Origin of the sequence: Pseudomonas sp. MWU12-2037, assembly GCF_023242345.1 — a bacterium.
GTDB classification, from domain to species: domain Bacteria; phylum Pseudomonadota; class Gammaproteobacteria; order Pseudomonadales; family Pseudomonadaceae; genus Aquipseudomonas; species Aquipseudomonas gingeri_D.
Genome location: NZ_JALLIZ010000007.1, coordinates 200,353 through 211,974, shown reverse-complemented (window position 1 = coordinate 211,974; position 11,622 = coordinate 200,353). Strand labels below are relative to the sequence as shown.

The 11,622-nt window shown below is 57.4% G+C and carries 12 protein-coding genes, 1 tRNA gene and 1 pseudogene; 9 read left to right on the top strand and 5 right to left on the bottom strand.

All coding sequences use genetic code 11. The features are described from left to right. Positions 1 to 560 precede the first annotated feature (560 nt). Positions 561 to 1,010: a hypothetical protein gene (locus M5B42_RS15380; RefSeq protein WP_248746323.1), complete on the bottom strand. Its 450-nt coding sequence runs from the start codon at positions 1,008 to 1,010 to the stop codon at positions 561 to 563. Between the two features lie 103 nt (positions 1,011 to 1,113). Continuing rightward, complete coding sequence (locus tag M5B42_RS15375) at positions 1,114 to 2,016, bottom strand: LysR family transcriptional regulator (protein ID WP_248746322.1); 903 nt, start codon at positions 2,014 to 2,016, stop codon at positions 1,114 to 1,116. 139 nt (positions 2,017 to 2,155) lie between these two features. Between M5B42_RS15375 and M5B42_RS15370 the strand changes: the two genes are divergently transcribed. Together M5B42_RS15370 and M5B42_RS15365 are read left to right on the top strand one after the other, a co-directional pair. Next, entirely contained in the window at positions 2,156 to 2,902 is a 747-nt protein-coding gene (locus tag M5B42_RS15370; protein WP_248746321.1) for an SDR family oxidoreductase, read from the top strand. Between the two features lie 146 nt (positions 2,903 to 3,048). Next, complete coding sequence (locus tag M5B42_RS15365; RefSeq protein WP_283099774.1) at positions 3,049 to 3,744, top strand: glutathione S-transferase family protein; 696 nt, start codon at positions 3,049 to 3,051, stop codon at positions 3,742 to 3,744. 86 nt (positions 3,745 to 3,830) lie between these two features. On the opposite strand, the pseudogene M5B42_RS15360 reads toward M5B42_RS15365, so the two are convergent. Next, positions 3,831 to 3,962 (bottom strand): annotated as a pseudogene (locus M5B42_RS15360) (TetR family transcriptional regulator); the annotation flags it as partial. A gap of 533 nt (positions 3,963 to 4,495) precedes the next feature. Here M5B42_RS15360 and M5B42_RS15355 point away from each other — a divergent pair. The 3 genes from M5B42_RS15355 to M5B42_RS15345 all read left to right on the top strand — a co-directional run bounded on the left by M5B42_RS15355 (position 4,496) and on the right by M5B42_RS15345 (position 6,625). Beyond that, positions 4,496 to 4,774, top strand: a complete 279-nt coding sequence (locus tag M5B42_RS15355) for a DUF3077 domain-containing protein (protein ID WP_247263214.1) — start codon at positions 4,496 to 4,498, stop codon at positions 4,772 to 4,774. 301 nt (positions 4,775 to 5,075) lie between these two features. Beyond that, complete coding sequence (locus M5B42_RS15350) at positions 5,076 to 5,399, top strand: helix-turn-helix domain-containing protein (RefSeq protein WP_103498563.1); 324 nt, start codon at positions 5,076 to 5,078, stop codon at positions 5,397 to 5,399. Continuing rightward, positions 5,399 to 6,625 (top strand): type II toxin-antitoxin system HipA family toxin, encoded by a 1,227-nt coding sequence (locus M5B42_RS15345; protein ID WP_248746319.1) that lies wholly within the window; start codon positions 5,399 to 5,401, stop codon positions 6,623 to 6,625. The genes M5B42_RS15350 and M5B42_RS15345 overlap by 1 nt, the downstream gene beginning before the upstream one ends. 14 nt (positions 6,626 to 6,639) lie before the next feature. Here the strand turns inward: M5B42_RS15345 and M5B42_RS15340 are convergent, their stop codons facing one another. Then, positions 6,640 to 6,840: a hypothetical protein gene (locus M5B42_RS15340; RefSeq protein ID WP_248746318.1), complete on the bottom strand. Its 201-nt coding sequence runs from the start codon at positions 6,838 to 6,840 to the stop codon at positions 6,640 to 6,642. A gap of 84 nt (positions 6,841 to 6,924) precedes the next feature. Beyond that, positions 6,925 to 7,009 (bottom strand) — tRNA-Leu (locus M5B42_RS15335). A gap of 108 nt (positions 7,010 to 7,117) precedes the next feature. Here M5B42_RS15335 and queA point away from each other — a divergent pair. The 4 genes from queA (at position 7,118) to secD (ending at position 11,619) form a co-directional block, all read left to right on the top strand. Further along, the gene (gene queA / locus M5B42_RS15330; protein ID WP_152740975.1) at positions 7,118 to 8,182 is read left to right on the top strand and encodes a tRNA preQ1(34) S-adenosylmethionine ribosyltransferase-isomerase QueA; all 1,065 of its coding nucleotides are present in this window, start codon (positions 7,118 to 7,120) and stop codon (positions 8,180 to 8,182) included. Positions 8,183 to 8,196: 14 nt separating this feature from the next. Beyond that, a complete protein-coding gene (gene tgt / locus M5B42_RS15325; protein WP_164886323.1) occupies positions 8,197 to 9,312 on the top strand; it encodes a tRNA guanosine(34) transglycosylase Tgt in 1,116 nt (371 codons plus the stop codon). Positions 9,313 to 9,349: 37 nt separating this feature from the next. Continuing rightward, positions 9,350 to 9,688: a preprotein translocase subunit YajC gene (gene yajC, locus M5B42_RS15320; RefSeq protein ID WP_100941399.1), complete on the top strand. Its 339-nt coding sequence runs from the start codon at positions 9,350 to 9,352 to the stop codon at positions 9,686 to 9,688. Positions 9,689 to 9,750: 62 nt separating this feature from the next. Further along, complete coding sequence (gene secD, locus M5B42_RS15315; protein ID WP_248746317.1) at positions 9,751 to 11,619, top strand: protein translocase subunit SecD; 1,869 nt, start codon at positions 9,751 to 9,753, stop codon at positions 11,617 to 11,619. Positions 11,620 to 11,622 lie beyond the last annotated feature (3 nt).

Here is an 11,622-nt window from a genome sequence, read left to right as displayed (position 1 = left end):
TTGTTGGGCCCGATGCGGTCTTTGCCGCACCTCTTCAGGGCATAAAAGGCAGCTTGCCACGCGGCCTATGATTCGCCTGCACCAAAGCGACGTACGCGGTTCTTTTTGCGACCGCCTGTTGAGTCTAGATGAGTGCTGACCGAGGTGTTGTCCACGAGGGGGCGGGGTGCCTCTTTTTCCAGAAAGTGGAGGTAAAAAAACCGCCTTAGTAGGGCGGTTTTTTCCGCAAGTCTGGCATCAAGCCAGCTTGCATATCTCACAGAGACCATCGACGTGGAAACTCATTTTACTGAGACCTTTTTCCGCTCGCAATATTTGGGTGTGACCGAAGGTTTCCAGAAGCACCAAGAGATTGCCTTGCACTGACATATCTTGATTAATGCGGTCACACAATGGGTGCTTGCTTCAGGTCTTGGTTCTCAAGAAATCAAGTTCGGACATTGGCACGCTCCTGCTCAGGACCGGTTTATAGAGAATTATAGAGCAATTATAGACCTATTATAGTACCCGGTTTAGAAGGGGGGCAGATTATGGTGAATTATAGAGTGATTATAGAGTGATTATAGAGTGATTATAGAGTGACTCGGGTTGAGCGTCGGTGTAGTTGGGTAGCGAGTATATACACGCTTTGCATGGTTTAACGCTCGCTGGAATTGTTCCCCTATACAGAATGCGATAGCGGCAAGAAAAAAAGGGATCTCAAAATACAATGGGGCTTTGATCCATCGCTTGAGTTTCGGCGGAATGGCATCGACCTCTTGTTGGGTCAAGAGCCCACGCCAGATAAACATCTTGGGGAATATGATCATCATGCTGATCACCCCTTGTCTCATCGAGCGATCTTTGAACGAGCTTCCGCCCCACCACCGGCGATCACCGATTATCATTGCATTGTTATTGAAGTAGGGCTCGACCAGATCCAATTTTGTATTGACGACATAGGTTGACAAGCCAATACCAAAGAGCATGAAAAATATACTAAAAACAGCTAATAGCGGATAAATGGTCATAAGCCTTCCCACTTATACATCAGATCCCCATCTGCCGAACCGGCACCTGGCGAATTTTCATGATTAGTCGGGCGTCATGAGCACACCAAGCTGACTACTGCAATTATGATGGTCTGGGTTGATCGTTAAATGCAGAGTTTTTTGCGAACACCTCGGCGATGAAATCCATGAATACAATGGCCCTTTTGGGGAGAAGCCGGTCGGCAACGTAAATGACTTGCACGGGGACAGCCGGAGCTGCGTAGTCCCTAAGCAACACCCGCAGATTGCCATTTTTCAGCCCTTCCTCGTAAAGCCATTCGGGCCCCTGTGCGATCCCCAGCCCCTCGTTTACACACTTTCGTATGGCCTCAGGCGAGTTGACCCGAAGCCTGCCAGAAACGGGAACATCGATATCCCGAAAGCGCCATGTGGTGCCTGTCGACAGCAGGGTGTAGATCAGGCAATCGTGCGTTCTCAGATCATTGGGCGTCGAGGGGATTCCGCGTTTGGCCAGGTATCCCTTGCTGGCAACGCATACACGCTCGAACCAGCCTAGCGGCCGGGCACGCATTGCGCTGTCTTCCAGATGTCCGATGCGGATCGCCAGTTCAGCCCCTTCGTCGACCAGATTCACATAGCGATCATTGATCTGCAGGTCGAGCGTCAACTCTGGATAGCGCTCCAGAAATGTGGATACATGCGGCACCACGAATGCATGGGCTAGCGCGGTCGGGCAGGCGACTCGCAACAATCCGGACGGGGCGACGTTCTCCCTGAAGGACGACTCCGATTCTTCCACGGCATCGAGAATGCGCCGGGCATCTGCGTAATAGCGTGCTCCCTCGGGGGTGAGGGCAAGCTTTCGTGTGGATCGGTGAAGCAGCCTGGTTTGCAAATGATCTTCCAGCGCCGCCACATAGCGGCTGACGTTAGGCTGCCCCAGCCCCAGGTCACGCCCCGCAGCCGAGAAGCTTCCTGTCTCAACAGCGCGAACAAAGCAGGTCATCAGCAGTAGTCGATCCATCTAGGCCTCTCATTCATGCAATACCAGCATGAAATGTATTCGAATAGGCCATCTTATCAACGCGCAGGTATGAATACATAGTTTCCCTCTGGCAGGTCAGTACATCGACTGACCGTGAAAAACCGAAAAGGAAACTTACATGTCCCGATTGCAAGGCAAACGCACTCTCATCACCGGCGGCACCAGCGGCATTGGCCTGGAAACGGCTAAGCAGTTCCTCGCCGAAGGCGCGCGCGTGATCGTTACCGGAGTCAATCCGGAGTCCATCGCAAAGGCCCGGGCGGAACTGGGAAGCGAAGTATTGGTACTGCGTGCTGACTCAGCCAGCATCGATGCGCAGAAGGAACTGGCGCAGGCCGTTCAGGCTCACTATGGCCAACTCGATGTTGCCTTTCTCAATGCAGGCGTATCCGTTTGGCTGCCGATCGAAGAGTGGACGGAGGAAATGTTCGATCGCTCCTTCGACATCAACGTTAAGGGGCCGTACTTTCTGATCCAGGCATTGCTACCAGTCTTCGCGAACCCTGCGTCGGTGGTTCTCAATACCTCTGTTAGTGCACACCTCGGCGCCGCGCGTTCATCAGTTTATGGCGCGACCAAGGCCGCGTTCCTGAACATGTCGAAGACGCTTTCTAGCGAACTGCTCCCGCGTGGTATTCGCGTCAATGCGGTCAGCCCTGGTCCGATTGATACGCCGCTTTACGACAAGCTCGGTATTCCCGATGCCTATCGCGAACAGCTCAACCGGGATATCGCAGCGACCATTCCGTTCGGCCGGTTTGGTACGCCCGAGGAAGTGGCCAAGGCCGTGCTGTACCTGGCGTCAGACGAGTCACGATGGACGGTTGGCTCGGAACTCATCGTCGACGGTGGCCGCTCGCTTTAGCTGCCAACGATACGCGAAGGAGCGTCTCCTGCGCTTTTACGGAAACTGATTGCCACTCAGGCTTTCTTGAAGTCACGGACGTAGCTTCTATACGGCCCGCTCCCACTCGTGGCAGCGGGCTTTGATTCTTCAGTGGGTCTATTCCAATGCCACAGTCACAGTTCACACTCGTCAGCGATCTGTTATGCCCATTCGTTCAGCGAGTGGCCATCGTGTTACTCGAAAAAGGTATTACCTTTCAGCGTATCGATGTCGATCTTCGCGACAGGCCAGACTGGTTTCTGGCGATGTCGCCAAGCGGTAAGGTTCCGCTGCTCAAGGTTCCAGACGGCAATGAAGGCGAGTCCGTTCTATTCGAGAGTGTCGCCATTTGCGAATACCTGGAGGAGGTGTACCCGGAACCTGCGTTACATCCAATGAATGCGTTGATCCGAGCACAACACCGTGCATGGATCGAATTCGCCTCTGCCACACTGGCGGATGCATGGGGATTTTTGAACGCCACTGACCAGCAGACAGCCCTTGGCAAATTTGCAGCGTTGAGAGGAAAGCTGGAACGATTCGACAGTGAAATATCGGACGGCCCTTATTTCTCCGGCGAGAGGCTCAGCATGGTCGACATCGCCGTGGCTCCAGTTTTTCGCTACTTCGACATACTTGGATTCGAGCCCAATCATCAGTTGTTTGATGGACTGAGTCGAGTGGCTGATTGGCGTCGTGCGCTGGCCAGCCGTTTCAGCATTCAGGCGGCAGTTGTAGAGGACTATGCCATCCGGTTCCGCAAGCACTTGCAGGAAGCAAGAGCACTCTTGGCTACTGTATCGGAAATGCATCCCCTTTGAATGCCGATGCGATCGCGCCGCCGCCAGCTTGGCCAGCAGGGGCGCTGGCCAGGCTGGCCGGGGCAATTAAGCTCCTAATCGCCGAAGCCTTCAAAGAGGGCCTGTGGTGCAAACTGCTGGCAGTGGGCCGCGATGGCCGCGCTGAACAGCGCCTCCTTGTTCTCGAAGTGCCGATAGATGCTTAGCTTGGATATCTTCGCCCGCTGGGCGACCTCATTGCGGAAATGGTGACTGTGGAAATGGTGACGTGTGGAAATGGTGACGGATTTATTTTTGCCGCAGCCCAAGACGTCATCCCTGAATGATCGTAATGCACTTCGGGTAGATTAGGGTCTAGCTTGGGGCTGTGAACGATCTTCTACGCCGACTGAAATTTTTCGACTTACATACCTCCACCACTCACATTGCAGCTCCCCACTGTGCGCGCTACCTTTTTCCTGTTGCTGCCAATTCAGCGGCCGGGCCTGGAAACCTGTGGAACAATGGGCGCATAGGCGCCACCATTCATCACGACTGCTGGTGCTTTTTTGTGCCAGTCTCTGCGTGTTATGGCGGCTGTGCGCGGGAGGCCCTTGGGTCTGCCGGGTTTTCCTATTGTCCCGGTTTCCAGCCTGCGTACAGCTGCCACCCATTCGCCTGGAAACGAACGTGGTAGCTCCCTCACATTAGGAGTCCTGCGTATGAACGTTTTTGATGGGTCGACTTTGCATGTTCTAACCCTCGGCACCCGGGTCCACGCCGGAGGTGTCCAATGACCAATCCACCCACAAGCAAAACCCTTGGTGTCATCACTTTTTCCCAGTGCGGCTCCCAAGGTCGTGAACTATTCCGTGTGAACCCAGGCGTTCCCATTCTGGAAGCCATGGAGCACGCGTCCCTCCTGCTCTATTGCGCCAAAGCACTTTCCCTCGATGCTGCTCTGGAAAGCGACGGCGAACGTTACGCCTGGGCATCGCATTACCTAGGCGAGATGGGCAAGGCGGTGATTGATGATTTGACGCAAGGGATGTTACACGGGGCGCCGGTGTAGGCAGGTGACGTCCGTTTGAGGTCCAGACCGGCGGTGGGTGTTGGCGGGTCCACCGCACTATCGTTCTTCGTCGGAACGCCGCCCGGAACTCGCTCCACAGGGCATTTGTACGAGCGAAAGTGCTGGCTTGGCGAGCCTGAGTAAGGGGCTCTCCCTGTGCTATCTAAAAATAGAATCTCATTTTATGACACCTTATGCTGATTAAGGTGTGTTTTCGTGATTCTTAATTTTTTAGATTTTGATCATAGTATTTCATTAAATGCTACATTAATTGCCATAAGGATTCATTTGGTATCATCTTATGAAAGGCTATTTCCCGGTTCAGAGCGCATCATTGCTCTATCGTATAGGTATGCTGGTGAAGGAGGCGCGTCTGCGTATGGGGATCAGGCAGGCTGATCTTGCTGAGCAGGCCGATATCTCCCTACGCGCGGTACGCCATATCGAAGCGGGCAAAGCCGAGGGGGTTTCTCTACACGACTTCATGCTGGTCCTGTTCACGGTCGGCATCTCTGACAGGGTGTTCCAGGCCCTGCTGGAGGACCCTGGGTTCGAGTCCGAGCAGCTTTCTTTAAACAGTACCAAGCGAGTGCGGGTTCCGCGCAGTCGTGACGAGGCATTCTGATGTCGAGCGTCTACATCTACATGGAGTGTCCGGTCTCCGGTGAGACGGTGACCTTGGGCAAGCTCACCCTGGCCGGGAAAGAGGGCACTTTTGTCTATGCGCCAGAGGCGGTGGAGGGAAACGTCTGGGTTCCTGATCCGATCCGTTTTCCGCTGTCCAACAGGAAGTTCATCGTGCGCAAGAACGGTGGAGTGCCTGGGTTTATTGACGACGCTATGCCAGACGGCTGGGGGGAGCGCTTGCTACGACGTACGACTCAAGGCCCGCTTGACCCGATTCAGCTGCTTCTGAGATCTCCCAACGAGGACCGTGCGGGTAACATCATGGCGGGTGAGCAGCGTACACCTCGGCCGGGGATCGGCGAGAAACCGATGAAAATGTTGGAAGCCAAAGGCCTGGACCACTTCATTGAAGTCTGTGCGGCGATCTATGACAGCCAACTGACCGCCGAGCAACTGGAGGTACTGAAAATCCGCGATCAGCGTTCCTCTGTTGGAGGTGCCCGGCCGAAGCGTACCTTTCGCACCGATCACAAGCTGATCCTGGCAAAGCCGCGCGACAAGTTCGACCATTACGATCTGCCAGTCTTCGAGTTCGCCTGCATGACATTCGCTGCGGATAGAGGTTTGAACGTGGCTCGCACGGCATTGCACCGGGGTGAGAACGCCAACACGCTGTTGGTCGAGCGCTTTGATCGGGAGTGGCTTGAAGGGCTGCAGCGGTTCCGTCGTATTCCCATGATGAGTGGGTTGACCTTGTTGGACGTTGAATGGCATTCGCGGGCCAGTGCAGGCTGGATCTACGCTGCACTGGCTGACGAGCTGTATCGCCGTGGCGCATCTGATTTCGATCGGCGTGAACTGTTTCGGCGCATGGCCTACAACGCTCTGGTTGGGAATAGCGATGATCATCCGCGTAACCATGCGGTGATCTATCAGGACGGCGCCTGGCGGCTCGCGCCTATGTATGACGTCGTGCCGGTGCTGGATGAGGGGCCGGCTCAGGCGCTGGCGATGTCCGTGGGTATGCAGGGGCATCTTCTCAGTCGATCCAATCTGCTCAGTCATCATCGTCATTTCGGCCTCACTGAAGATGAGGCGGCAGTCATTCTCGATGACGTTGCTGACTGGGAGCAGGATCTGAAGGATCACTATGCCCAACACCTTGCGGGGGCTGAGTTGGATGCGGCGGTCGCGGCAACGAGTGGAGCTCGGTTGTTGGCGTGACAGTCGGAAACAGATCATCGCAAGAAATATGTGATCGAGGATACGTGGATTTCCCGGCTGAACTGCGCCGGAGGGGAGATCAGGGTGGTGATCGATGATTTGATACAGGGGATGTTGTAAGGGGAGAGGGGGTAAGGACCGGGCGATCTTCGATTGATGTCGGGATTGGCGGCGGCGCACGGCAGGCTCTCCGCGTCATCGTTCATCGCGAGCAAGCTCGGCTCCTACAGGGCCGTGGTGCGTTTTCGCTTTTCTGCAGGCGAAAAAAAGACCTTGAAATTCAAGGTCTTTTTTTAAGATGGTGCCCCGAGGGAGACTCGAACTCCCACTCCTTTCGAAAACGGATTTTGAATCCGCCGCGTCTACCAATTCCGCCATCAGGGCTCAATGGCGGCGAAGTATAGAGACGTGATTACCGTTGGTCAATCGGCTTTCGTGGTCAATTTTTACGATTTCCGCTAAACTTCCCGGCCCTGCTGAACGAACCCCATCATGCGCGTCGCTGACTTTACTTTCGAGCTCCCCGATTCCCTGATCGCTCGCCATCCTTTGGCCGAGCGACGCCTCAGTCGCCTGCTGACCCTCGACGGCCCCAGCGGCGCTCTCGCACACCGTCAATTCACTGATTTGCTTGAGCATTTACGCCCTGGCGATCTGATGGTGTTCAACAATACCCGGGTCATTCCAGCCCGCCTGTTCGGCCAGAAAGCCTCCGGCGGAAAGCTGGAAATCCTCGTGGAACGGGTCCTCGATACCCACCGCGTACTGGCCCATGTGCGCTCCAGCAAGTCGCCCAAACCCGGCTCGAAGATCCTTATCGATGGCGGTGGCGAAGCCGAGATGCTCGCCCGCCACGACACGCTCTTCGAACTGGGCTTCGCCGAAGAAGTGCTGCCGCTGCTGGAACGCGTCGGCCATATGCCGTTGCCTCCTTATATAGATCGCCCCGACGAAGGCGCGGACCGCGAGCGTTATCAGACCGTCTACGCCGAGCGCCTCGGCGCCGTGGCCGCCCCCACCGCCGGGCTGCATTTCGATCAGCCGCTGCTGGATGCCATCGCCGCCAAGGGTGTTGAACGCGCTTTCGTCACCCTGCACGTCGGCGCCGGGACCTTCCAGCCGGTCCGTGTGGAGCGTCTCGAAGACCACCATATGCACCACGAATGGCTGGAAGTCAGCCAGGAAGTGGTCGATGCCGTTGCCGCCTGTCGTGCACGCGGCGGTCGGGTGATCGCCGTGGGCACCACCAGCGTCCGTTCGCTGGAAAGCGCCGCCCGCGATGGCGTACTCAAGCCGTTCAGTGGCGACACCGACATCTTTATCTACCCGGGCCGTCCCTTCCATGTGGTCGACGCCCTGGTGACCAATTTCCACCTGCCCGAATCCACGCTGCTGATGCTGGTTTCGGCCTTCGCCGGTTACCCCGAGACCATGGCCGCCTACAAGGCCGCCGTGGACAACGGCTACCGCTTCTTCAGCTACGGTGATGCGATGTTCATCACCCGCAACCCGGCGCCTGCCGCACCCAAGGATCGGGCCCCAGAGGACCAAGCATGAGTCGCAACTGTCGTATGTCGTTCGAGCTGCTCGCCACTGATGGCAAGGCTCGTCGCGGTCGCCTGACCTTCCCCCGCGGTACCGTCGAAACCCCGGCCTTCATGCCCGTGGGCACCTACGGCACGGTCAAGGGCATGCTGCCTCGGGATATCGTCGCCACCGGCGCCGAAATCATCCTCGGCAACACCTTCCACTTGTGGCTGCGTCCCGGCACCGAGGTGATCAAGGCCCACGGCGACCTGCACGATTTCATGCAGTGGAAAGGCCCGATCCTCACCGACTCCGGTGGTTTCCAGGTGTTCAGCCTGGGCGCCATGCGCAAGATCAAGGAGGAGGGCGTGACCTTCGCCTCGCCGGTCGACGGCGCCAAGGTCTTCATGGGCCCGGAAGAGTCGATGCAGGTCCAGCGCGACCTGGGCTCGGACATCGTGATGATTTTCGACGAGTGCACCCCGTACCCGGCTGACGAAGACGTCGCCCGTGTGTCCATGGAACTGTCGCTGCGTTGGGCCCAGCGCTCGAAAAACGCCCACGGCGAAAACACCGCCGCGTTGTTCGGCATCGTCCAGGGCGGCATGCACGAAAGCCTGCGCAAGCGCTCCCTCGAAGGCCTCGACCAGATCGGCTTCGACGGCCTGGCCATCGGCGGCCTGTCGGTGGGCGAGCCCAAGCACGAAATGATCAAGGTGCTGGATTACCTGCCCGGCCTGATGCCTGCTGACAAACCTCGTTACCTTATGGGCGTTGGCAAGCCGGAAGATCTGGTGGAGGGTGTGCGCCGCGGGGTGGACATGTTCGATTGCGTGATGCCAACCCGTAATGCCCGCAATGGGCACCTGTTCATCGATACCGGCGTGCTGAAGATCCGCAACGCGTTCCATCGCCATGATGAATCGCCGCTGGATCCGACCTGCGATTGCTACACCTGCCAGAACTTCTCCCGTGCTTATCTGCATCATTTGGACAAGTGCGGCGAAATGCTGGGGAGCATGTTGAATACGATCCACAATTTGCGCCATTACCAGCGCCTGATGGCTGGTTTGCGCGAGGCTATTCAACAGGGTACATTGGCCGCCTTTGTCGATGCCTTCTACGCCAAACGCGGGCTTCCCGTACCGCCTTTGGACTGAATTTTTCAGAATTGAATGATTGCAACTGGAGTGCTAAATGAGCTTTTTCATCTCTAACGCGTTCGCCGACGGCGCCGCGCCTGCTGCTGCAGGCCCGATGGGCGGTGGTTTCGAATGGATCTTCCTGGTCGGCTTCCTGGTCATCTTCTACCTGATGATCTGGCGTCCGCAGGCCAAGCGCGCCAAGGAGCAGAAGAACCTGCTGGGCAACCTGGCCAAGGGTGACGAAGTGGTCACCACCGGCGGTATCGCCGGCAAGATCACCAAAGTGAGCGACGATTTCGTGGTTCTGGAAGTGTCCGACACCGTCGAAATGAAGTTTCAGAAGGGGGCCATCGCGGCCACCCTGCCTAAAGGCACGCTGAAAGCGATCTAGGTTTCAACTCTTAACAATCGACGGGGCGCGCAAGGCGCCCCGCGTCATAAGCGGGCGGCGTGATGCTGAACAAATACCCTCTGTGGAAATACCTACTGATCCTGGCGGTGCTGGCGGTCGGTTTTATTTATTCCGCTCCCAATCTCTATCCAGACGATCCGGCGATCCAGGTCAGCGGCGCAAGCACTGCACTGCAGGTCACCCAGGCCGATCTGGACCGTGTGAGCAAAGCGCTCACCGACGCCAAGATCACCGTCAAGGGCGCCACACTGGCTGCCGGCGGCAAGGGCGGCCTGATTCGTCTGACCAGGCAGGAAGACCAACTGCCGGCCAAGGATGTGGTGCGTAAAGCCCTCGGCGACGACTATGTCGTGGCCCTGAACCTGGCGCAGACCACTCCACAATGGTTGCGCAGCCTTGGCGCGCACCCGATGAAGCTGGGTCTGGACTTGTCCGGTGGTGTGCACTTCCTGCTGGAAGTGGACATGGAAAAAGCCGTCGACGCCCGCCTGAAAGTCTATGACGGCGACGTCAAGAGCCTGTTGCGCAAGGAGCGTGTGCGTTATCGCACCCTGCCACCGTTCAATGGCGCCATCCAGTTGGGCTTTGCTGACGCGGATACCCGTGAACAGGCCCGTGCGCTGATTCGCAAGAACTTCAACGATTTCGACATTGTAACGGCCGACCTCGGCGAGCAGCCGGTACTGCGTCTGGCGATGACCCCGGCCAAGCTGGCGGAAATCCGCGAATACTCCATCAAGCAGAACTTGACCACGGTGCGTAACCGCGTCAACGAGCTGGGTGTGGCCGAGCCACTGGTGCAGCGTCAGGGTGCCAACCGCATCGTGGTCGAACTGCCAGGCGTACAGGACACCGCTGAAGCCAAGCGGATCCTCGGCAAGACCGCCAACCTGGAGTTCCGTCTGGCCGCTGAACCGGGTGCTTCGAAGGCGACTTCCGAAGAGTTCGAGTTCCGTGAAGGCAATCGTCCTCCGGCGCAGATCGAGCGTGGTCTGATCATCACCGGTGACCAGGTGACCGATGCCCAGGCGGGTTTCGACGAACACGGTCGTCCGCAGGTGAACATCAAGCTCGATGGCCACGGTGGTGACCTGATGAGCCGCGCGACCCGCAGCAACGTCGGTCGCAGCATGGCGGTGATCTTCATCGAGCAGAAGCCGATCACCACCTACACCAAGCAGGTTGTGGATGGCGTCGAAAAAGACGTGCCGGTGCAGACCTTCAAGGAAGAGAAGAAGATCATCAGCCTGGCGACCATCCAGTCGCCGCTGGGCAGTCAGTTCCGTATCACCGGCCTGAACGGCCAGGGCGAGTCCTCGGAACTGGCGCTGCTGCTGCGTGCCGGTGGTCTGGCCGCGCCGATGTACTTCGCTGAAGAACGTACCATCGGTCCAAGCCTGGGTGCCGACAACATCACCAAGGGTATCGATGCGTCGCTGTGGGGCATGCTGTTCGTCTCGCTGTTCATCATCGCCATCTACCGCTTTTTCGGCATCATCGCCACCGTGGCCCTGGCCTTCAACATGGTCGCCTTGCTGGCGCTGATGTCCTTGCTGGGGGCAACGCTGACCCTGCCGGGTATCGCCGGTATCGTCCTGACCATGGGTATGGCGGTGGACGCCAACGTGCTGATCTTCTCGCGGATACGTGAAGAGATCGCCGCGGGAATGACGGTGCAGCGAGCGATCAACGAAGGCTTTGGTCGTGCGTTCACGGCGATTATCGACGCCAACCTGACCACCTTGCTGGTGGGCGGCATCCTCTTTGCCATGGGGACCGGCCCGGTCAAAGGCTTTGCGGTGACCATGTCCCTCGGGATCTTTACCTCGATGTTCACGGCCATTCTGGTGACCCGCGCGATGGTCAACCTGATCTTCGGCGGTCGTGACTTCAAGAAGTTGTGGATTTAAGGG